Annotated in this window: 18 protein-coding genes and 1 tRNA gene; 7 read left to right on the top strand and 12 right to left on the bottom strand. The window is 37.9% G+C overall.

All coding sequences use genetic code 11. The features are described 5' to 3' along the window. The first annotated feature begins 69 nt into the window (after nt 1-69). The 4 genes from HWV54_RS04565 (at nt 70) to HWV54_RS04550 (ending at nt 4618) form a co-directional block, all read left to right on the top strand. Nucleotides 70-146, top strand: a tRNA-Arg gene (locus tag HWV54_RS04565). A gap of 615 nt (nt 147-761) precedes the next feature. After that, a complete protein-coding gene (locus HWV54_RS04560; protein WP_005866293.1) occupies nt 762-2435 on the top strand; it encodes a formate--tetrahydrofolate ligase in 1674 nt (557 codons plus the stop codon). 202 nt (nt 2436-2637) lie between these two features. Then, the gene (rpsU, locus tag HWV54_RS04555; RefSeq protein ID WP_005866295.1) at nt 2638-2871 is read left to right on the top strand and encodes a 30S ribosomal protein S21; all 234 of its coding nucleotides are present in this window, start codon (nt 2638-2640) and stop codon (nt 2869-2871) included. Between the two features lie 1189 nt (nt 2872-4060). Beyond that, entirely contained in the window at nt 4061-4618 is a 558-nt protein-coding gene (locus tag HWV54_RS04550; protein WP_005866297.1) for an SH3 domain-containing protein, read from the top strand. A 24-nt stretch (nt 4619-4642) separates the two neighbouring features. Here the strand turns inward: HWV54_RS04550 and irrA are convergent, their stop codons facing one another. Next, nucleotides 4643-5182, bottom strand: coding sequence for an iron response transcriptional regulator IrrA (gene irrA / locus HWV54_RS04545; protein WP_005866299.1), 540 nt, complete (start codon nt 5180-5182; stop codon nt 4643-4645). 239 nt (nt 5183-5421) lie between these two features. Here irrA and fabA point away from each other — a divergent pair, with 239 nt between their 5' ends. The 3 genes from fabA to fabI are packed head-to-tail and all read left to right on the top strand — an operon-like array spanning nt 5422 to nt 8081. Beyond that, nucleotides 5422-5931, top strand: coding sequence for a 3-hydroxyacyl-[acyl-carrier-protein] dehydratase FabA (gene fabA / locus HWV54_RS04540; protein ID WP_005866301.1), 510 nt, complete (start codon nt 5422-5424; stop codon nt 5929-5931). Between the two features lie 58 nt (nt 5932-5989). After that, nucleotides 5990-7210 (top strand): beta-ketoacyl-ACP synthase I, encoded by a 1221-nt coding sequence (fabB, locus tag HWV54_RS04535; protein ID WP_005866303.1) that lies wholly within the window; start codon nt 5990-5992, stop codon nt 7208-7210. Nucleotides 7211-7262: 52 nt separating this feature from the next. Then, nucleotides 7263-8081 (top strand): enoyl-ACP reductase FabI, encoded by an 819-nt coding sequence (gene fabI, locus HWV54_RS04530; protein WP_005866305.1) that lies wholly within the window; start codon nt 7263-7265, stop codon nt 8079-8081. 289 nt (nt 8082-8370) lie between these two features. Here fabI and gpsA read toward each other — a convergent pair whose 3' ends face one another. The 11 genes from gpsA to acnA form a co-directional block, all read right to left on the bottom strand. After that, entirely contained in the window at nt 8371-9393 is a 1023-nt protein-coding gene (gene gpsA / locus HWV54_RS04525) for an NAD(P)H-dependent glycerol-3-phosphate dehydrogenase (RefSeq protein ID WP_005866306.1), read from the bottom strand. Nucleotides 9394-9939: 546 nt separating this feature from the next. After that, nucleotides 9940-10314 (bottom strand): cytochrome o ubiquinol oxidase subunit IV, encoded by a 375-nt coding sequence (gene cyoD, locus HWV54_RS04520; protein ID WP_005866308.1) that lies wholly within the window; start codon nt 10312-10314, stop codon nt 9940-9942. Beyond that, nucleotides 10314-10979: a cytochrome (ubi)quinol oxidase subunit III gene (locus HWV54_RS04515; protein WP_005866310.1), complete on the bottom strand. Its 666-nt coding sequence runs from the start codon at nt 10977-10979 to the stop codon at nt 10314-10316. The genes cyoD and HWV54_RS04515 overlap by 1 nt, the downstream gene beginning before the upstream one ends. Next, nucleotides 10976-12994, bottom strand: coding sequence for a cytochrome o ubiquinol oxidase subunit I (cyoB, locus tag HWV54_RS04510; protein WP_005866312.1), 2019 nt, complete (start codon nt 12992-12994; stop codon nt 10976-10978). The genes HWV54_RS04515 and cyoB overlap by 4 nt, the downstream gene beginning before the upstream one ends. Before the next feature lie 73 nt (nt 12995-13067). Continuing rightward, a complete protein-coding gene (gene cyoA, locus HWV54_RS04505) occupies nt 13068-14039 on the bottom strand; it encodes a ubiquinol oxidase subunit II (protein ID WP_040296468.1) in 972 nt (323 codons plus the stop codon). Between the two features lie 114 nt (nt 14040-14153). Beyond that, nucleotides 14154-14618, bottom strand: a complete 465-nt coding sequence (locus tag HWV54_RS04500; RefSeq protein ID WP_005866316.1) for a type II 3-dehydroquinate dehydratase — start codon at nt 14616-14618, stop codon at nt 14154-14156. 51 nt (nt 14619-14669) lie between these two features. Continuing rightward, the gene (recF, locus tag HWV54_RS04495; RefSeq protein ID WP_005866318.1) at nt 14670-15803 is read right to left on the bottom strand and encodes a DNA replication/repair protein RecF; all 1134 of its coding nucleotides are present in this window, start codon (nt 15801-15803) and stop codon (nt 14670-14672) included. Nucleotides 15804-15823: 20 nt separating this feature from the next. After that, nucleotides 15824-16945: a DNA polymerase III subunit beta gene (dnaN, locus tag HWV54_RS04490; RefSeq protein ID WP_005866319.1), complete on the bottom strand. Its 1122-nt coding sequence runs from the start codon at nt 16943-16945 to the stop codon at nt 15824-15826. A 190-nt stretch (nt 16946-17135) separates the two neighbouring features. Further along, entirely contained in the window at nt 17136-18707 is a 1572-nt protein-coding gene (gene dnaA, locus HWV54_RS04485) for a chromosomal replication initiator protein DnaA (protein WP_005866320.1), read from the bottom strand. 697 nt (nt 18708-19404) lie between these two features. Next, complete coding sequence (gene rpsT, locus HWV54_RS04480; RefSeq protein WP_005866322.1) at nt 19405-19671, bottom strand: 30S ribosomal protein S20; 267 nt, start codon at nt 19669-19671, stop codon at nt 19405-19407. 234 nt (nt 19672-19905) lie between these two features. Continuing rightward, entirely contained in the window at nt 19906-22593 is a 2688-nt protein-coding gene (gene acnA, locus HWV54_RS04475; protein WP_005866324.1) for an aconitate hydratase AcnA, read from the bottom strand. Between the last annotated feature and the right edge of the window lie 103 nt (nt 22594-22696).

Raw genomic sequence — 22696 nt, 5'->3', positions numbered from 1 at the left:
CACTTGCAATTCCTCAATGAAACGATTAGGAACCCTTTGTCTTAATAAGATAGAAAATTGAAAATGTGTGCACCCGTAGCTCAGCTGGATAGAGCACCAGACTACGAATCTGGGGGTCAGGAGTTCGAATCTCTTCGGGTGCGCCATTATTAAATTCTATTTTTTAGTAATACTTCCTTTATTGAATTGCTTTTCATTATATACTTATTGCGTTGTTAGATAGCAATCAGATAGCATCATACTTGCTCTTTCGATTATGAATCAGAATTTCTTTCTGAGATATTTTTAGACACATCAGATATCTAACGTGTTTTCACTACTCAAAAATGAAAAATATTGAAGATTTTTTCCACCTTTTAAAACTCAAAACAAAATATTTGTCTTCATCATTTTTTTGAAGAATCTCCAAAAGTTTAACAATAATCTCTTCCACAAAATTTCCAGAGCTATAACTTCTTTCTTAGTAAAATTTAGAAAATCTGCATAAAATGAGTTTTTTTGAGATCAAAAAGCGCAACACGGTATCTCATGAAAAGTTTAAGATTTTTATAGAAACGTACTTTTCCTGAATCCTGCATGTAAAAGCTTATCAGAACTAAAAACTATAAAACTTCTTCTTTTTCTACTTTAATTTTCCCTCTTATACGATATGTTATAGGCTTTTATGATGTTTAGTACCTCTTTAATATGCTATGATTTCTCTCGGTTAATTATAATCACCCCTTCAATGTCAACAAAAGCCAAATTTAAAGAATTTTTCTATGCCCAAAACAGATATTGAAATTGCTCGCACTGCTCAAAAGCAACCCATCACTAAAATTGCTCAAAAAATTGGTATCGCTCATGAAAATCTTATTCCTTATGGACATGATAAAGCTAAAATTTCTTCTGCATACATAAAATCGCTCAATAAAAATCCGGATGGTAAACTTATCCTTGTCACGGCTATTAATCCAACACCTGCCGGAGAAGGAAAAACAACAACAACGATTGGCCTCAATGATGCTCTCAATCTCATTGGAAAAAAAACGATAGCTGCTTTAAGAGAACCATCTTTAGGTCCCTGTTTTGGTATAAAAGGTGGTGCTGCTGGAGGTGGTTATGCTCAAGTTGTACCAATGGATGACCTTAATTTGCATTTTACTGGTGATTTTCACGCCATTACAGCTGCTCATAATCTTCTTGCCGCAATGATAGATAACCATATTTACTGGGGAAATACTCTGAACATTGATCCACGCCGCATTGTTTGGAAACGAGTTCTTGACATGAATGACCGTGCATTACGCGATATTGTTGTTTCATTGGGTGGAATAACCAATGGCTTCCCTCGTCAAACAGGTTTTGATATTACTGTTGCATCAGAAATTATGGCTATTTTTTGCCTTGCTAAAAATCTAGAAAATCTTACGCAAAGACTCAAAAAAATTATTGTTGCCTATCGTTATGATAAAACACCTGTGACGGTCGCTGATCTCAATGCAGAGGGGGCAATGACAGTTCTCCTCAAAGAAGCATTACAGCCAAATCTCGTACAAACAATTGAAAATAATCCTGTTCTTGTTCACGGAGGGCCTTTTGCCAACATTGCTCATGGCTGTAATTCAGTTATAGCAACAAAAACCGCTTTAAAGCTCGCTGATTATGTTGTTACAGAAGCAGGATTTGGAGCCGATCTTGGAGCAGAAAAATTCTTTGATATTAAATGTCGACAAGCGGATATTATACCCAATGCCACAGTGATTGTTGCAACAATTCGCGCTCTAAAAATGAATGGTGGTGTGGCCAAAAATAATCTGACAGAAGAGAATATCACTGCTTTACAAAAGGGTGCAGCCAACCTTTTACGGCATATCAAAAACATGAAACACTACGGCATCCCTTGTATTGTCGCTATTAATCATTTTGATACCGATAGCAATGCTGAAATAAGTACGTTACAAAAAATAGTTGCATCAACCGGACATAAAGCTGTTATCTGCAAACATTGGAAAAAGGGTGGAAAAGGTGCCATAGAACTTGCGCAAGAACTTGTTACCTTGATTGAAGAAAAAGATTTCCATTTTAAATTTCTGTATCAAGATACACTGCCACTCGTTCAAAAAATTAATTCCATTATAAAAAATCTCTATGGTGGTCGTGGAGCTGTAATCACTGATTCTATTCTCAAACAGCTTGAATCCTGGGAAAAAGAAGGTTATGGGACATACCCTATTTGTATGGCAAAAACACCCTATTCCTTTTCTTCTGACCCTACTCAATACGGTGCTCCCGTTGATTTTGAGATTCCTGTACGTGAAGTTCGCCTTTTGGCAGGTGCGGGTTTTATTGTTGTTATTTGTGGAGATGTTATGACTATGCCTGGCTTACCACATTACCCTATCGCTGAGAAAATTCATCTTGACGAAAATGAACAGATACAAGGACTTTCATAAGCTTTATCCATACATCTAATCATTTTTTACGAATAGTATCTTCTAGCTACAAAGAATAAAATTTTAAAAAGCGATATAGACAAACATCTCCTTTATGTGATATATGTCTCATAGTGTGGGTCTTTTAGACACCTATTTAAAAGTAATTGGATTTTTCCTATTATTCTATTATTGATGATACTGAAACAAAGCAGGGTAAATAGTGCAAGTACTCGTTCGTGATAATAATGTTGATCAGGCGCTACGCGCGTTGAAAAAAAAGATGCAGCGTGAAGGTATCTTCCGTGAAATGAAAATGCGTGGTTATTATGAAAAGCCATCCGAAAAGCGTGCTCGTGAGAAAGCTGAAGCTATTCGCCGCACGCGTAAGCTTGCTCGTAAACGTGCGCAAAGGGAAGGTGTTGTTAGTAACGGTCGGGCTTCTGTGGTAAAATAGTACATTTTGGGAATCTCATAGAGTCACGTTAGCAGTAACAAAAATATAGCATAAAGTGATTTGTATAACGCGGTGGTGGGTGTTTTTGTTGTTTTTAGTTTGGTTTACTCGCTAGTGTTTGTTATGTATGTTTTTAAAGCCTAGTAGTGGTTTTTTCTTATAATAATGTTGGTGGATTTTATTTGACTCTTAATTATGTCAAGTTAAATCATCATTTGAAGTTAACAAGCACACCTGTTTCTATATATACACCTGTTTCTATATATAATGCATATTGAATGTAAGATATTTTTGATGTCTCTCAATGTCATTTTTTCTTTACCTATACATTCCTTGGTAGTTTTCTGATTTTATAGTAAGCATTCAACATCTATTCAAATTCCCTGGATCAGCTCAGTATGTGAAATATAAATTAGCTATCACAATATGTAATTGCACGCGCAGAGGTAAAATATCAGATATGAAGTTTTTCTTCTTAATCTTGATTAAATAATACAATGAAATTTTATAACTTTTGATATTTCATAAAAATTCGGGATTAATCAGTTCTCATATAGCTATTCTGGCTGTTTACCGTACTATAACATCACCAATAAATCAGATGTATTATCCTATAACCAAATTGAAAAGTTTGTAAGAAACGTTGACACCGAAAACCGCTATATGCTTGTGAAGTCATAAATTATTTCTCATATTTTCGCCTATCCTCAATGTTGCGAATGTTTTTACATTCGAATGATTCACGAATTATATGTTTCACCTATTCTCAAACTGCTTTTCAAATTACATACTAATCTTTATTGATCTATCATTGACAATTTTTGATCATAATACGAACACAGCTATATCTTCATTTCAGAAAAAACAAAATAAATAGAGACAACTTTATTTACTACTATCTGTCATATAAAAGCTGACACAACTTGCAAGATATCCAATCACCTTAATGTTTGTCTCAAACATGCGACTGCATGCAAGCTCAATATTGCTTTAAAAACATGTTCTCATAAATAAAGCAAACACTAAAAATTTCATTTTATCTTAACTTCTGTGATTCTTATAACAATTTTCTCATTATTTAGATCTCTTTAACTAGCGATATGCCATAATTTTGATCAGTTCTTGATCCAACTTTCAGATCTTAGTTAAATGGCCAATATATAGAAACGAAGAAATAAAGGCTTTAAGTGTGCAACATTTTATTTGGTTTCGATTTCCAGTGCTCGCATCATGTATTTTAATGGCAAGTGTTTTTGTATTTAGTTCACCCCGTTTTTTGTTCGCACAAACATTCAATCAAAATTTAGGACCAAGTGGTTTACCACTCCCGCGATTTGCTTCGATTAAACCTACTCGTGTTAATGTACGCATCGGACCAGGGAGCAATTATTCTATCATCTTTACTTACAAAAAGCAGGGCTTACCTATTGAAATCATACAAGAATACGATCAATGGCGCAAAATTCGCGATGCAGAAGGCGATGAAGGGTGGGTTTATCAATCGCTTTTATCAGGAAAGCGAACCGCTATAACCATTCCATGGCAAAAAGATAAAACAAAAAGGCTTATGCTACGCAAAAATCCCACAGACAATGCAAAAGTTGTTGCAGAAGTAGAGCCTAATGTTATTGTTAATATTCGGCAATGCAATGGATATTGGTGCGAACTCAATATTCATAATACGCGCGGATGGCTTCAACAACCTCAGTTATGGGGAATCTATCCTGATGAAAAAATAAACGATTAGTGAACTTCTAAAATCAATCCAAATTTAATCTTTATTCCTTATTGAATTCTCTGAAATCTTATAATCTGGTGAATTTATGGGTTTTAACCGAACTATCAAATCAACATGCGAAATTTCCATCCCCTCTGGTGGTTGAGGCAAATTCGCAATAATAGGAGCTTCTTCCAAATTACAAGGAATATCAAGAATACGATTTTCGCCTTCTATATAAAAATGATAGTGATCAGACGTATTGGTATCAAACCAAGTTTTTGAACCTTCTACAGCAATAATCCGTAACAACCCCGCTTCTGTAAACTGATGAAGCGTATTGTAAACAGTTGCTAAGGATACAGGCACACCCAACTTAATTGCCTCTTCATAAAGTTCTTCCGCAGCAATGTGACGGTTACCTTTAGAAAAAATCATATTGGCAAGTTCTAGCCGCTGACGTGTTGGTCTCAAACCATTTTGACGCAAATGCTTTTCTAACACAGATATGGAATAATAACCCATCTCCTTTCCACAATCTTTTGTAGATTGCTCCTCTTCACCAAAATCTAAATTGTTCGCGCTCAATGCCATATTATAAATCACAATACATTTTTGTTATAATAAAGTTAAAATACAAAAAAATGGGGATAGTATGTTATAATTCCTTATTTCATTTTAAATAACCCACCTTACCAGAATACATAAAAAAGGGCTTTTGTCATTAAAAATGATATAAAATCATTTCCCTCTCCTTTAAATTTGCTCTAAAAGTATATTTGGGAGGGGGAGAAAGCGCAAAATAAAAATATACGCAAATAAATGGAGTAATAATGACTGAACAAAAGTCTCACTACACTTATGAAGAGCTTCTAAGTTGCGCTCGCGGCGAAATGTTTGGTAAAGGTAATGCGCAATTACCAGCACCACCTATGTTGATGATTCATCGAATCACAAAAATCAATGAAACTGGCGGTGAATACAATAAAGGAATGGTTCGCGCCGAATTCGACATTACTTCAGATCTATGGTTCTTTGATTGTCACTTTATAGGCGATCCTGTTATGCCAGGGTGTCTCGGTCTGGACGGCATGTGGCAATTAACAGGTTTTTTTCTTGGATGGCTAGGTGAACCAGGAAAAGGAAGAGCTATATCAACGGGTGAAGTAAAATTATCAGGTATGGTAACTCCAAAAACCAAACTTCTCGAATATGGAATAGATTTTAAGCGTATTCGGCGTGGAAATTTGGTATTAGGAATAGCCGATGGATGGGTGAAAGCAGATGGAGAAACCATCTATAAAGCTAATGATTTACGCGTTGCTTTATTTAAAGACGACTAAAAATTATTTCCATCACAAGATGATATTTTGTTATTCTGTATAAAACAAGGAGGTATGGATGCGTCGAGTCGTTGTAACTGGAATGGGAATCGTTTCCGCTATTGGAAATAACCCTGAAGCCGTTTTAACCAGTTTACGTGAAGCAAAATCCGGGATTTCTTACGCACCTCAGTATGCCAAATTAGGCTTCCGTAGCAGAGTTTACGGTAAGCCTGATATTAATATAGAAGAATTAATTGATCGACGTGCTCTGCGTTTTCACGGTCGTGGAACAGCCTGGAATCATATCGCTATGGACCAGGCAATTGTTGATGCGGGTTTAGAACCTCATGAAGTATCAAATAAACACACAGGTATTATTATGGGCTCTGGAGGTGCTTCAACTCTGTCAATTGTTGAGGCTGCTGACATTACACGCCAAAAAGGTCCAAAGCGTGTTGGTCCTTTTGTTGTACCTAAAGCAATGAGTTCTACAGCATCTGCAACGCTCGCAACTTTTTTTAAAATTAAAGGAGTAAACTATTCGATCTCTTCGGCCTGTGCTACCTCTAATCATTGTATTGGAAATGCGTATGAATTAATACAATATGGCAAGCAAGATCGCATTTTTGCTGGTGGCTGCGAGGATTTGGATTGGACGTTATCTGTTTTATTTGATGCTATGGGCGCTATGTCCAGTAAATATAATGATGTGCCTGCAAAAGCTTCACGTGCTTATGATGCTAATCGTGATGGATTTGTTATTGCTGGTGGAGCTGGCGTTTTAGTTCTTGAAGAACTAGAACTTGCCAAAGCACGTGGTGCAAAAATCTACGGAGAAATTGTTGGTTATGGTGCTACATCTGATGGGCACGACATGGTTGCTCCATCTGGCGAAGGAGCAGAACGGTGCATGCGCATGGCGCTTGCAACCGTAAGTAATAAAATTGATTATATCAATCCTCATGCAACAGCAACACCCGTTGGTGATCCTCCTGAAATAGAAGCGATCCGCCGTATTTTTGGAGCAGGTGATCAATGTCCTCCAATTTCTGCCACAAAGTCTCTAACAGGTCATTCATTGGGAGCTGCAGGTGTTCACGAGGCAATTTATACACTGTTAATGATGAATCATAATTTTATTTGCGAGAGCGCTCACATTGAAGAGCTTGATCCAGCTTTTGCAGATATGCCTATTGTTCGTACGCGTCGTGATCATCAACAACTTAATACTGTATTGTCAAATACATTTGGCTTTGGCGGTACCAATGCAACGCTCATTTTCCAACGCTATGCATGAACAGGAGTTCTTTTAGCTCGTTGAAAAAAGCACGATCATACGGAGATTACATATGAAAGGTTTGATGGAGGGCAAACGTGGCCTTATTATGGGGGTTGCAAATGATCATTCAATTGCTTGGGGCATCGCATGTCAACTAGCAGAGGCTGGAGCTGAATTAGCATTTACTTATCAAGGAGATGCTTTCGGAAAACGAGTTCAACCTTTAGCAGAACAGCTTGGTTGCAAATTGTTACTTGAATGCGATGTTGAGAAAATTGAAAATATTGATCGTGTTTTTGAACATCTTGAGAAAGAATGGAAAACGATTGATTTTGTTGTTCATGCCATTGGTTTTTCAGATAAGAATCAACTAAAAGGGCGTTATGTTGATGTAACTACACGCGAAAATTTTAAACGCACAATGGTTATTTCAGCTTATTCCTTTACTGAAATTGCACAACGTGCTGGCAAGCTTATGCCCCGTGGAGGTGCACTTTTAACACTTACCTATGGGGCCTCACAACAAGTTGTGCCTAATTACAATATCATGGGAGTAGCTAAAGCTGCTCTAGAAGCTATGGTACGCTATTTAGCAGCAGATTTTGGCCCTCAAAATATTCGCGTTAATGCAATTTCAGCTGGTCCTGTTAGAACCTTAGCTGGAAATGGTATTGCCTCAGCGCGGGCAATCTTTTCATATCAACGCCGGAATGCACCGCTACGCCGCACAGTAAACATTAATGAAATCGGAAAATCCGCTCTTTACTTACTTTCTGATTTATCATCAGGTGTTACTGGTGAAATTCATTATGTTGATTCAGGTTATAATATTATGTCTATGCCAACACTTGAAGAATTAAAAAAAAGTGATGATACTCAAGGAGAATGACTATCCATAGTAATTAAAATGGTACAAGGAGTATTCGTATACTATTTTATAAAGTATATTAAGCGTTTTCTCTAACGTAAATGATGCGTATAATTGCAAGAAATAGCCTATTTTTAAAGACATGACTGAGATAATAAGTAAAATTTTTATATGCTTAAGTTATAGTGCATAAGAACTCGCTTATATAAGCTTATAGTTTTCTAAAGTATGCTCCCTCTTTTTCTTTAAGGATTAATGCAATCTGTTTTAATTTTTGTCGTATTACTATTTTTCATGTATTTGAAATAATTTAAAAGTGCATAGTATCATGCATTTCGTCTTTAAGTGAACGACTTAGTAGTGTATTGGCCGCTTCAAATACACTTTTACCACAGTAGAGAACATGATAAATTTGCTCTGTAATTGGCATTTCTACCCCGATATGTTGTGCTAACATGCGTACTTCTTTAGTATTTGAGTAGCCTTCAATAATTTGACCAATTTGTTTTTTCGCTTCTTTTATACCTATTCCTTGGCCAAGAAGCATTCCAAAACGGCGATTACGCGATTGGTTATCAGTACATGTTAAAACTAAGTCACCTAAACCTGTCATTCCCATAAATGTGGAAAGCTTAGCGCCCATAGTAATACCTAAACGACTGATCTCAGCTAATCCTCGTGTGATGAGAGCTATTCGAGCATTCGCTCCAAATCCCATACCATCTGATATCCCTGCTCCAATAGCGATGACATTCTTGACTGCTCCACCTAATTGAACACCGATCATATCTGGATTTTTATAAACTCTAAAGTTTTTGTCACAATGGAAAAGTTTCTGTAGTTCTTCAGCAAATTCAGCTTCAGAAGCTGCTACCGTAATTGCAGTTGGTAAGCCAATAGCAAGTTCTTTAGCAAAAGTTGGTCCAGAAAAGACAGCTAAAGGAATTTTATCTCCTAGAATCTCGCGTGCAACTTCTTGTAAAAGGCGCCCTGAACCAGGTTCTAAGCCCTTCGTTGCCCAAATAATGCGTGAATATTGATCTAAATAGGGTTGGATATTATACAATACCTGATGAAATACATGGCTTGGAACAGCAATTAATATATTGTGGCTCGTTTTTACTGCGATCTCAAGAGAAGTTTCAGGCAATAAATTATCAGGAAATCGAATATCGGGTAGAAATGCCTGATTGCAACGATATTCTTGCAATTTTCTGATATGTTCAGGATCATATCCCCAAAGTAAAACACGATGTCCGTTACGTGCAAGCGCAATAGCTAATGCAGAACCATAAGAGCCAGCACCAATAACTGTTATTGAAACGGCATTCATTAAGTATCCTGATGATTTCTCAAATCTTTGGTTTTAATTGTATGCTATTGTAGCAAATACTTTCAAGTATAATACTTTTATAAATTCACTAAATCTGAAACGCTACCCTGTTCACCACTTTATTCCGATATAACATGAATGATCCTTTAAAGATCCTCACATTATATATACTGAATTGTATAAATATCATTGCTTCTACGTTATATATAAATGACCGTTTGTCTCAAACAAAAACAATATTTCGCTAAAACATATCTTGATTCTCTTCTTAAAAATAAAACCAGACCCAAAATCGTTATAACAAAATCCCGAATGGCTATTCCACAAACATTTCTATGCGAGCATCTTCTTACGAAAACTTTCGTATCTGGTAATTTTTGCACAGGAATTTCCATGCACAACAATCACTTTACCGGAATCTGCACAGCCGGCATTTGTCTTAAAGAGATTTCAGAGTCTAACATTTTTTTTAAAGGCATTTCGATAGTTGAAATTTTCTCCTTAGGTATGTTTTTGTAGCTTTCGTACATCTAATAGCCCTAACCCCTAAAGACTCTTTTTACCTGACATTTCTGGCTCAACAACACGTCCTGAACCTCCCATCATATTATAATTCAAATGTGAAATAGCCCACCAAGTACCTCCAATAATAATAAAAACGCAGATGGCTGCAAACCATAAAGCGCTTAAATTCCACTTGGCATCAGGACCAGAATTTAAATGCAAAAAGAAAACTATCTGCACTATAATCTGAATAACTGCCATCCCAATAAGATAGGCAACTTTTGTGCTGATTGCCCAGCTCTCCATCATTCCATACATCACAGGAATAAAAGAACCTAAAGTGAAAAATATAGCTAGAATAAAGCCAATTAAGTAGGAACCAGTATTGGGACCATGTGTTTCGTTATGCATGTTCATTACAATGCTCCTAATAGATAAACCATGGTGAAAACACCAACCCACACAATATCAAGTAAATGCCAGAAAATGGAAAGGCATGCCAAACGTGTTTTATTATCCTGATCCAAACCACAACGACGAAGATGAAAAAACATTACGATCATCCAAAAAAGACCAACACTTACATGAAGACCATGAGTACCAACCAAAACAAAAAATGCTGACCAATATGCGGATAAAATCTCTCGCCCAAAAAGCTGTAAACCTGTTGCAGGATCAATACCAGCATAAGCACCAGGATCGTAATAAAATACCTCATTCAAAAGTTTATGAAATTCGTAAATTTCCATTCCAACAAAGCAGCATCCAAGTACAAAGGTAATAGCTATCCATAAATGCACACCACGGAGATTACCTTTATGCGCTTGTACCATCACAAATCCATAAGTAATCGATGAAAATAATAAAATAGCAGTTTCAATCAAGACAAAATTTAAATCAATAAATTCACTACCCGCTTTTCCTCCACCATAAGAAGCAGAAAAGACAGCAAAACTTGAAAAAAGTGTCGAAAACAGGATCAGATCTGAAAGAATATAGATCCAAAAACCAAATGTCATTACCGAGCTATTGTCGTGATGATGCTCATCAGTTTGAGCATTACTCATTGCCATTGTACTCATACTGTTACTCCTTGTTCTTTAAGAACAGCTGTAAAAGCATCTTCTGTTTTTTGCACTTCCTCAGCTGGAATATAATAACCATGGTGGTCACCTGTTAACGAATGATGCACGATTGTTGCAACAAAGCTAATCATTCCAATCGCAACGAGCCACCAAATATGCCAAACAAGTGCAAAACCGACAACTAACGAAAAGAACCCTGCAATAATTCCGGCTGACGTATTTGACGGCATATGAATTTTTGAAAATCCACTTGTTGGACGCTGATAACCATTCTTCTTCATATTCCAATAAGCATCATCAGCTTGCACCTCTGGAATAATTGCGAAATTGTAAGAAGGGGGCGGTGAAGAAGTAAACCATTCAAGTGTACGTGCATCACCCCAAGAATCATTTAACGTTACTGGCAAGCGCCCCTTATGCTTAATACCGTACCAAATTGCCAAAACAACTTGCAGTACAAAACAAAGGATACCAAGCAATATAATAAAGGCGCCCAGGGCCGCAATCATAAACATTGGCTGCCAACTAGGTTCCATGTAATGTTGAAGACGACGTGTCGCGCCCATTAAACCAAGTGCATAGACTGGAAAAAAGGCAAGGTAAAAACCAATAAACCAACACCAAAAAGATGCAATACCTAGCATTCGGTTCGGTTTATAACCGAAAACTTTTGGAAACCAAAAAGCAATCCCAGCTAAATAAGCAAAAACGACACCTCCAATAATCGTGTGATGGAAATGAGCCACCAAAAATAGCGAATTATGAAATTGCCAATCAGCAGGCACGATAGATAACAAAACGCCCGTTAATCCACCACCAACAAACGTAAAGATCATCCCCATACACCAAAGCATTGGAGGCTCAAAACGAATCCGCCCTTTATACATAGTTAGCAACCAATTAAAAACTTTTACACCCGTTGGAACCGCAATGATCATAGTGGCAATACCAAAGAAAGTGTTCACAGCTTCACCCCCACCCATTGTAAAGAAATGATGCCCCCAAACAACAAGTGAAAGAATTAAAATAACCAACATTGCCCATACCATTGAAGTATAACCAAAAAGGCGTTTTGAAGAAAAAGTTGAGACAACCTCAGAAACAATCCCGAAAGCAGGAACAACTAAAACATAAACTTCAGGATGCCCAAAAATCCAAACATAGTTAATCCACACCATTGGATTCCCGCCACCAACATTAGTAAAGAAATTCATGCCCAAATAACGGTCACATGCCAAAAGTGCAAATGCTACAGTTAAAACAGGATAAATAACCAAAATAAGGACATTACTAACGAAAGCGCTCCAACAAAAGACGGGCATTCTCATCATCGTCATCCCAGGAGCGCGCATCTTAACAATGGTTGCAATAAAATTGATTGCTCCCATTGTCGTTGCAATACCAGAAAGCTGAAGTGACCACAGATAATAGTCTACTCCTGTATCAGGACTATTTTGCAACTCTGAGAAAGGTGGATACATCAACCAGCCACCACGACCAAAATTCCCAATACCTAGTGATATGTTAATCAGCATTGCTCCCGCAGCTGTAATCCAAAAACCCAAATTATTTGCAAAAGGAAAGGCAACATCACGAGCACCAATTTGAAGTGGTATAAGATAATTGAAAAGACCAAATAAAATCGGCGTAGCCATGAAAAAAATCATAATGGTGCCATGGGCTGAAAAAATCTGATCAAAATGCTCAGGTGGCAAATAACCTGCTGTTTCGCTCCCAAAAGCCAAAGCTTGATGTGTTCGCATCATAATCGCATCCGCGAAACCGCGAACAAGCATAATAATACCAAGCACAATATACATAATGCCAATGCGTTTATGATCAACCGTTGTAATCCAATTTCGCCATAAAACTCCCCACCACCCAAGTATTGTCAAAGCAATAATAGTGATTAAGCCACCCATACCAATCGCGATACATGTGTATAAAACGATCGGCTCATGTGCCAGTGCATGAAAAGCACCCGCAGTAGGATCTGTAAGTCTTCCAAACATTTCTCAACCCGTATCAGATAAATTTCATTTTAAAGAGACCTTATTTTAAAAAGAGCTCTTTCTCGATTGATGCCTAAATAACACCAGGATCAAAAACTGAACAAAGTGCACCCCAAAGTGTCTGAGCCGCAGCACGCTTCATTAAGTTTTCATTACACACCGTATTTTCATCGACACATCGATTAACAATACGGTAGTATAGCCGCTCCTCAACAGGTGCAAAATAACGCACCTCAGCATCCTTCTTCTTCGCAGCAACATCACCCATACGAGGCGCAATAGAAAGCTGACGATAAGATGCACGATCAAGAACTTGGCCATGAGCCCGAGCTTTAGCAATCCAATTATCAAAATCCTGTAAAGATACAGAATGCCATTTAAACCGCATTCCTGCAAAACCATCACCACTGTAATTTGCTGAAGCTCCTTTAAATACCCCTTGTTTATCAGCTATCAAATGCAATTTAGAATTCATTTGCGGCATAGCATAAAGAACTGTGCCCAGTTTTGGTACCCAAAAAGCATTAACAGAGCTCTCTGATGTCAACTGCAACAAAACTTGACGGCCTTCAGGTGCGTAAATCTCATTGATTGATGCAACACCATATTCAGGATAAATAAAAAGCCATTTCCAATCAAGAGCCACAACATTTACTTGCAACGGTTTCTCTTTGCCAACAACTTCCATTGGAAGCGGATTTTCCGGTTCAAGCTTATAGGTGTAATAAGCTGTCAACGCACCTAAAACCGATACGATAATAATTGGAATGCTCCACATAAACGTTTCAATTTTATTTGAATGCCCCCAATCAGGTAAATACTCTTCAGCTACATTCGACGCACGATACTTAATAGCCAAAAATACTACACTCACCATAACTGGAATTACAACGCAAAGCATAACAGCAACACAAATAACAATCAAAATAAGCTGTTGCCGCGCAACATATCCTGCTGGGTAAAGAACGTCAAACTTACAACCTGATAAAAGTAATACCACCCCTAAAATTACGAGCATCTTTATTTGTTTAACAAAGTTTCTCATTTCATCTGCCCCGTTATACATATCGGAAATTGCCACAAAAAATGACAAAATCTCAATGATATGCTTACCCATTTAAAAAGAATTAGCAAGTAAATTCAAATACCCTCATTGATATTATACAAGTTTTGTTACCTCTATGCCAAATTTAAGCCTCTTAGCGATATATTCAAGCGCAAACCAATATCCATCACTCCCACAACCGGTAATGACCGCATCGACACCAGTGGATGTATAAGAATAATGACGAAAAGCTTCACGCTGACAAATATGAGACAAATGAACCTCTACTTTTGTCCCTGTAAACATTTTTAAAGCATCAAGAATTGCAATTGATGTGTGGCTATAAGCAGCAGGATTGATAATCAATCCAACACTTACTCCAATCGCTTCTTGTATCCACTCTACCAACTGCCCCTCACAGTTACTTTGATGAAAATGCACTAATATACCAGCTCTCGTTGCCCATTCCTTGCAAAATTTTTCAATATCTTCTAGAGTTTCAGTTCCGTAAATTTCTGGCTCACGTTTACCAAGAAAATTTAAATTAGGACCATTTAAAACTGTTATAATTGTAGACATAGTAAGCCTTTTCTTTTCAACCATTATTTATCAAAAAATTTTAGCAAGTTTTTACTGCAATAAAGCTCCATCTTTAATCTCAAAAAACTCTGCTCGTCCTTTTAAGGCTTCAAATAAAATGCGATCTGTTCCTGTCATAAATGTTTGCCCCCCTAAGTCATCAAGAATATCAAATAAAGCAGCACGCCGATGAGAATCAAGATGTGCTGCCATTTCATCAAGAAGAAGAATGGGGGCTCTATCCGACATCATACCTGTTAAACGCGCATGACACAAAATCAAACCTGTTAGCAGTGCCTTCTGTTCACCTGTTGAACAAAATGTTGCAGCTATATTTTTATCAGCATAAAAGACTTGCAAATCTGTGCGATGCGATCCTTCTAATGTCCGTCCAGCAGCACGATCTATGGCACGGTTATGCCGTAATCGATCACAAAATTGCTCTTCAACCTCAACCGCTGATATTTTACTTAGAGCCGTCTCTAAAAAACCATCAATTTGTAAAAAAGCTCGTGGAAAAGGTATCTGAGATGGAGTTTGTGCAAACATGTCATTTAAAAGCCGAATAACATCGATACGTGCTGCAGCAATAGCAGTCGCTAGTTCTGCCATCTGCTTTTCTAAAGCATCAAACCAAGCATAATCTTCATTGCCATCCAAAAATAAACGATTGCGCGCACGCATAACTCTATCATAATCTGCTATGCGGCGACTATGCAAAGGATCAATAGCCAATACCATACGATCCAAAAAACGACGGCGCTCTAGCGAAGAACCTGTAAAAAGCCCATCCATAGCAGGAGTCAGTACACTAATATGACAATAATCTGTTAAGCAATCACTTGTTTCATTTACACCATTAATATGTACTTTGCGACTGTTATTACCAATTTCCAAAGCCGTACCAATATTGACTTCACCATATAGAGCACATTCAAGACGTGCAAATACAACAAACCCTTCATCTCCGCCCTCTGCAAAACTAATATCAGAATAGGCAGCACGCCGTAAACCACGACCAGGAGAAAGAAAAGATAACGCCTCTAAAAGGTTTGTCTTACCAGCACCATTATGGCCAGTAAAAACCACATGTTGACCTGAAAAATGAATATTCAAGGAAGAATAATTGCGATAACGTACAAGCTTTAGCTGCCTCACTGCCACTTTGTGCACATGATCAGCCATGCATTGCAAAATAATTATCCCTAAACGCGAATAGGCATCAGCACGTAAAGCGCATCCGCTTCATCATTATCACGAATTAGAGCTGGTGCTCCAGCTTCTGCCAACATAAAAACCATCTCATCACTCGAAAGTTGTTCAGCAATATCCAAAAGATAACGTGAATTAAACCCTATCTCAAGCGGATCAGCTGTATAAGTTGCCACTAATTGATCTTCCGCACTTCCCGAATCAGGATTATTAACGACAAGCCTTAATTGCCCATGCTCAATCGTTAACTTTACCGCACGCCCACGATCACTCGAAATTGTTGAAACACGATCAACAGCAGAAGAAAAATTCTGTCTGTTCACAATCAATTTTTTATCATTTCCAAGAGGAATAACACGTTGATAATCTGGGAATGTTCCATCAATTAATTTCGATGTAAAAACCACAGACCCTATAGAAAAACGAATCTTTGTTTCTGAAAGTTCTACACACACATCATCGTCAATTTCTTCCGAAAGAAGCTTTTGCAATTCTCCTACAGCTTTACGAGGAATAATAACACCTGGCATATCATCAATACCTGATGGAGCTTCCATCTCAACTTGTGCTAAACGATGCCCATCAGTCGCAACTAAACGTAACTTCAAAACACCATCATTAATAACATGAAAATAAATACCATTAAGATAGTAACGAGTTTCTTCAGTAGAAATAGCAAATTGCGTACAATCAAGTAAATGTTTTAACCCTGTTGCTGATAGAGTAAAACAATAATTAAACTGGCCCGCAAGCGACTCTGGAAAATCCATCTTGGGAAGACACTGAAGTTGAAAATGCGCACAACCCGAAACAACAGACATCGTACTTGTTTGATTCTCATCAACTGATAATACAATTTCACTGCTATCAGGTAGTTTTCGAACTATGTCATACAACAAATATGCTGGAACGGTTATTGCTCCGTCTTGTTCAACATTGACTGTCAAAGATTCCATAACCTCTAAATCAAGATCTGTTGCTTTTAATTGTACACTACCATTATGTGCATCAATCAGTACATTCGATAAAATAGGAACAGTATTACGACGTTCCACAACACGGTGAACACGACCAAGAGATTTAAGAAATTGACTGCGATCAACTGTAATACGCATAAAATCTCCGTTACAATTTACCAAAAACTATAGAAACTCTCTAGAAAAATAACCTAATCCTCTTAAGAATCATTCTTTCAAATTTTATTCAACCTCTCTTAAAATGGCAAGCAACTCCTGTATAAGAAAAAATAGCTCCCATCTACAAATTCTCTGTGTTACTTCTTAAAAGAAAGGAAAGACTTAAACACTATGCAGCCTGCTCTCCAATCAACCGCTTAAGTAACTCAAGCTCTTTAGCTAATGTTTGATCGCCACAAACCAAATCTTCAATTTTACGTACCGCGTGTAAAACTGTCGTATGATCACGACCACCAAAACGGCGTCCAATTTCTGGCAGAGAACGAGGTGTTAACACTTTTGCTAAATACATCGCAACTTGTCGCGGCTTGACAACTGTACGTGTTCGACGATTAGACAATAAATCCTGCTTAGAAACATTATAATGGCGCGCAACTGTACGCTGAATTTCTTCAATCCGGATGCGCTTAGGTTCACCGGAACGTGTCAAATGACCTAACAACTCATCAATTCGTTCTAAAGATAAATCAGACTCAAATGACTGGCGAAATAAAAGTTGATTAAATGCTCCTTCAATATCACGTCCTGATCCTAAAACTGTTTTAGCAATATACTCCAGAATATCATCAGAAATTGAGAGCAAACTATCATCTTGTTGTGCTACCTTCAATCGTTGGTGCAGCATTTTCAAACGCATTTCATAATCTGGTGCTTCAATTTCAAGCGCCACGCCTCCCTGAAGACGAGACCGAACACGAAGATCAAGCGATTCTAATTCTGCTGGTGGACGGTCTGCAGCTACAACAACCTGTTTTGCACTATCAAGCAACATATTAAGTAAATGACAAAATTCGTGCTGAATTGATTTGCCTTGCAAAAACTGCATATCATCAATAATGAGAAGATCAATATCACGCAGCTGCTCTTTAAAAGAAAGAGCATTATTATCACGAATAGCTGTTGCAAAACGCCACATAAAATATTCAGCAGTCAGATAAATAACCCGTGCAGACGTTAAACGTTTCAGCGCTTCGGCTGCAATAGCTTGAAGTAAATGTGTTTTTCCTAAACCAACAGATGCATGAATAAAAAGCGGGTTAAATCTTAAGGCACTTTTATGCCCCTCCGCAATCGAACGTGCAGCAGCTAAAGCAACACGATTAGAAGAACCTTCCACAAAACTTTCAAAAGTATAGCGAGAATCGAGTGGTGAACCAAAAACACCTGTTTGAACAGTTTTTACAGAACTCTCTGTGTAACTCTCAACAAAAGATGGAGTCGTTTGCTCTTCCAGAACAACAGGAGCTGAACTTGTTTTACAAACAACACCTCCTGAAACGCGTTTCATACCGCGAACAACAACTTCAACGCGAAGAATCATTGAATTCTCTTGTTGCCATAAATTTGTCAAAAGAGAACCATAGTGATTATTAATCCATGAACGTAAAAATGCTGTAGGAACAGAAAGTTTCACAAGATTACGGCTATATTCAGCAAGTTTTACGCGACCAAACCAACTTGTATAAGCTTCAATACCAACCTGCACCTTTAATTGTGCCATTACACGCGCGAAAGCTGCAGCACCCTCTTCCTCTGAAATAATAGGATGCTCCCCAGAAGCAGAAGCATTTTTATTAATTGCTTCATTACTATCCGTCATCTTTATTATTCTTTCTGCCGACAGGACATTCACCGAAACCCTTTTAAAGGTATTAGCTCTAGAGTTCAATTTATCCACCATCTTTCATCCTGATAAAAATAAAAATTTTGTCCTGCCAAACAGCTAAAAATCAACTTAGCAAAGGCAAAACGCCCTACCCAAAATAAGATTACTTATCCTCCCCCAGGATAGTTTCATTACAACCCCTCCAACAAAGATGACCAATAAGATTTACTTGCACTCATGATATGATCCATTCTTCTTAAAATGGCAAACATACCAACCAAGAAAACTGAAAAACGTGTCAGAATTCACCCAACATGTGAGCTCATACACCGTGCATCAAAGCATCTTACACTCAACATAACACAGGATAACGAACCAATGTGAACCCTGTATGTTTTTAGTTTTCACAAGAACCATACAAAACAGCAGAGGTAAAATGCAAGAGGTCAAAATAAAATCAAAAAACCCTATAAACCTTCTTATATAAATCAAGGATGAGAAAAATTATTGATTCAATTCATTTTTTTGCTCTCAATTTACTAATAATTAAAGAATCTCCTCCAATTAAAAAAAAAAATAAAAATGCTTGACAAAAAAGACTCTGCAAAAATTCACAAAGCTTGTGGATAACCACACAAACTCTACAAATCTTCTCTTCTTTCTCATAGAAAAAAATCGTTATTGATTCTCTTTTTAAATAATGAAATATTTTTGAAATAAAAAAACCAGCATCCACAAATGCTGGTTTGATTTTTAATAAAACGCAAAGAGCCTAAACGCTAAGGGCCTTCAAACGCTTCGCTAAACGCGATACTTTCCGCGCAGCAGAATTTTTATGAAAAACCCCTTTAGAAACTGCACGCATAATTTCAGGTTCAAAATTTTTAAATGCTATTTCTGCAGATGCCTTATCGCCACCAGCCAAAGCATCATCAAACTTACGCATAAAAGTACGAACGCGTGAACGGCGGGCCCTATTAACTTGCGTGCGTGTCGCAACTTTGCGCACCGCTTTTCGAGCCGAAGGTGTATTCGCCATAAATATATCTCTCTTTCAACGCATCGGATACAGTTAGTCTCAACAATATCCCTATCAATCTAAGTAAACCCAATCTAAGCAATACTATAAAGTTGCTAATAATCAGGCGTTTTATAGCGCAATCTTTAAGCAAACGTCAATCGAATTTTCAAATATAGATATAAAAAAGAAGAGCCTAACGGTTTGGATCCTACCTTAATAGTTTAAAGATACCCCTAAACTAAAAAATGCGTTTTAAACTACTAGATTACGCAAAACATATTGCAAAATTCCACCATGATGCAAGTAATCCAACTCATCTTCAGTATCAACACGGCACAATAATGGAACGGTTGTTATCATTCCATCAGAAAAACTGATTGTGGCAACAATTTTCTGACGAGGTTTCAAGTTATTAATCCCTGCAATCGTTACCTTTTCATCTCCCTTTAAGCCCAAAGATTGCCAACTCATTCCCTCTTCAAATACAAAGGGAACAATTCCCATACCAACAAGATTAGAACGATGAATACGCTCAAAAGATTGAGCAATAACTGCTTTTACACCAAGAAGGTTAGTACCCTTAGCCGCCCAATCACGAGATGATCCATTGCCGTATTCAATACCGGCAAAAATAACAAGCGGAACACCTTCTCGTTTATACGCCATTGCTGCATCGTAAATTGCTTGCTCTGTTCCTGATGGATAATGAACTGTATAACCTCCTTCACGACCATTTTCTCCTAACATGAAGTTACGAATGCGAATATTGGCAAAAGTCCCACGCATCATCACTTCATGATTCCCACGACGTGTTCCATATTGGTTAAAATCAGCGACTTTAACACCACGATCTGTTAAATATTTACCCGCAGGAGAATCAAACTTAATAGAACCAGCAGGAGAAATGTGATCTGTCGTGATTTTATCACCAAATAAACCTAAAATACGTGCGTTTTTAATGTCTGGTAAGACATCAGGAGTCTTTCGCATATCATCAAAGTAGGGCGGATTACGCACATATGTCGATTGCTCATCCCAAGAATAGGTAGCTCCTGTCGGAACTTGAACTTTCTGCCAATTCTCATCTCCCTTAAACACATCTGAATATTTTTCGGCAAAAATTTTACGCGTGACATTCTGTTCGATAAACTCTTGTATTTCTTTAGAAGTTGGCCAAATATCCCTCAAATACACTGGTTGACCATCCAAACCTTCTCCAAGAGGTTCCTTAGTTAAATCTTTACGTACTGTTCCTGCTAAAGCATGCGCAACAACTAAAGGTGGTGACGCTAAATAATTCGCTTGCACATCAGGTGATACACGCCCTTCAAAATTACGATTTCCTGAAAGAACCGCAGCTGCAATTAAACCATTGTTATTAATTGCTTTAGAAATAGCGGGATAAAGAGGACCAGAGTTTCCAATGCATGTTGTACACCCAAATCCCACCAAATTAAATCCTAGTGCATCCAAATCTTTTTGGAGACCTGAATTAAGAAGATACGCTTCAACGACTTGCGAGCCAGGAGCAAGAGACGTTTTAACCCACGGCTTGCTCTTAAGACCTTTCGCAACAGCATTCCGCGCTAAGAGACCTGCAGCAATAAGGACACTTGGATTTGATGTATTCGTACAAGAGGTAATCGCAGCAATAACCACATCACCATGCCCAAGATCATATTCCTTACCCTCGACTCGATAACGATCATCTTGCTCACTCGCCTTCTTATAGTCATTGATCAAAGCTTTTTCAAAACCTTGCCCAACATTTTCTAATGCAATACGCCCTTCAGGACGCTTAGGTCCAGCCATAGAAGGTACAACACTTTCCATATCTAATTCAATTATATCACTAAACACAGGAGGATTTGCTATTTCATCATGCCACATACCCTGTGCCTTAGAGTAAGCTTCTACTAAAGCAATTCGATTTTCATCACGCCCCGTCATATTGAGATAACGTACTGTTTCCTTATCAATTGGAAAAAAACCGCACGTCGCTCCATATTCAGGAGCCATATTCGCGATAGTCGCCCGATCAGCAAGCGTCATGTGCTCAAGACCAGGACCAAAAAATTCAACAAATTTTCCAACAACACCTTTCTTGCGCAGTATCTGCGTCACCATTAATACTAAATCGGTCGCCGTCACACCTTCTTTAAGTTTACCTGTTAGACGAAAGCCAATCACTTCAGGTAACAACATAGAAACAGGCTGGCCTAACATTGCCGCTTCTGCTTCAATACCGCCAACACCCCAACCTAAAACACCCAAACCATTCACCATAGTCGTATGCGAATCAGTTCCCACACAGGTATCAGGATAAATTGTTTGATGCTTTTCCTCATTTTTCATCCATACGCATTGCGCTAAATATTCGAGATTAACCTGGTGGCAAATCCCTGTTCCTGGAGGTACAACGCGAAAATTTTGAAATGCTTGCTGACCCCATTTAAGAAAACGATAGCGTTCACCATTGCGTTCATATTCATGTTCAACATTTTCCTTAAAAGCCATAGGATTACCAAAATCATCAACGATAATTGAATGGTCGATGATGAGGTCAACAGGAATGAGAGGGTTGATTTTTTCAGCGTTCCCTCCAAGTTTGACCATAGCCTCACGCATCGCAGCAAGGTCAACAACCGCTGGAACGCCTGTGAAATCTTGCATTAGAACGCGAGCAGGTCGGTAAGCAATTTCTGCGCCTGCCGTGCCTTTGTCATTTAACCACTTAGCAACATTTAAGATATCCTCTCTCTTAACCGTACGGCCGTCTTCAAACCGTAATAAATTTTCAAGAATCACTTTCATTGAAAACGGCAAGCGAGAAATGTCATTAAGCCCGTTCTTCTCGGCTTCGATCAAGCTGTAATAAATATATTTCTTGCCACTAACATCTAAAATTTTACGACAATTAAAGCTATCAATTTGAGTCACAACTGTCTACCCTCATACTACAAACCACCCAATTTCCTGGAAGAACCACAAACCACGATTCAAGGTCGCAGCTTGAGTGCAGACGTAATTACCTCCGCTATCG

Origin of the sequence: Bartonella alsatica (genome assembly GCF_013388295.1) — a bacterium.
Lineage (GTDB): Bacteria > Pseudomonadota > Alphaproteobacteria > Rhizobiales > Rhizobiaceae > Bartonella > Bartonella alsatica.
This window is presented reverse-complemented; position numbering and strand designations above follow the sequence as displayed.

What these genes read in the sequence shown, in the direction of transcription:
- dnaA (WP_005866320.1), bottom strand. Translation starts at nt 18,707, where the DNA reads ATGGTGGATAAATTGAACTCTAGAGCTAATACCTTTAAAAGGGTTTCG.
- cyoA (WP_040296468.1), bottom strand. Translation starts at nt 14,039, where the DNA reads ATGAGAAACTTTGTTAAACAAATAAAGATGCTCGTAATTTTAGGGGTG.
- HWV54_RS04560 (WP_005866293.1), top strand. Translation starts at nt 762, where the DNA reads ATGCCCAAAACAGATATTGAAATTGCTCGCACTGCTCAAAAGCAACCC.
- HWV54_RS04515 (WP_005866310.1), bottom strand. Translation starts at nt 10,979, where the DNA reads ATGAGTACAATGGCAATGAGTAATGCTCAAACTGATGAGCATCATCAC.
- cyoD (WP_005866308.1), bottom strand. Translation starts at nt 10,314, where the DNA reads ATGAACATGCATAACGAAACACATGGTCCCAATACTGGTTCCTACTTA.
- rpsT (WP_005866322.1), bottom strand. Translation starts at nt 19,671, where the DNA reads ATGGCGAATACACCTTCGGCTCGAAAAGCGGTGCGCAAAGTTGCGACA.
- recF (WP_005866318.1), bottom strand. Translation starts at nt 15,803, where the DNA reads ATGGCTGATCATGTGCACAAAGTGGCAGTGAGGCAGCTAAAGCTTGTA.
- HWV54_RS04500 (WP_005866316.1), bottom strand. Translation starts at nt 14,618, where the DNA reads ATGTCTACAATTATAACAGTTTTAAATGGTCCTAATTTAAATTTTCTT.
- gpsA (WP_005866306.1), bottom strand. Translation starts at nt 9,393, where the DNA reads ATGAATGCCGTTTCAATAACAGTTATTGGTGCTGGCTCTTATGGTTCT.
- fabB (WP_005866303.1), top strand. Translation starts at nt 5,990, where the DNA reads ATGCGTCGAGTCGTTGTAACTGGAATGGGAATCGTTTCCGCTATTGGA.
- cyoB (WP_005866312.1), bottom strand. Translation starts at nt 12,994, where the DNA reads ATGTTTGGAAGACTTACAGATCCTACTGCGGGTGCTTTTCATGCACTG.
- fabA (WP_005866301.1), top strand. Translation starts at nt 5,422, where the DNA reads ATGACTGAACAAAAGTCTCACTACACTTATGAAGAGCTTCTAAGTTGC.
- fabI (WP_005866305.1), top strand. Translation starts at nt 7,263, where the DNA reads ATGAAAGGTTTGATGGAGGGCAAACGTGGCCTTATTATGGGGGTTGCA.
- dnaN (WP_005866319.1), bottom strand. Translation starts at nt 16,945, where the DNA reads ATGCGTATTACAGTTGATCGCAGTCAATTTCTTAAATCTCTTGGTCGT.
- irrA (WP_005866299.1), bottom strand. Translation starts at nt 5,182, where the DNA reads ATGGCATTGAGCGCGAACAATTTAGATTTTGGTGAAGAGGAGCAATCT.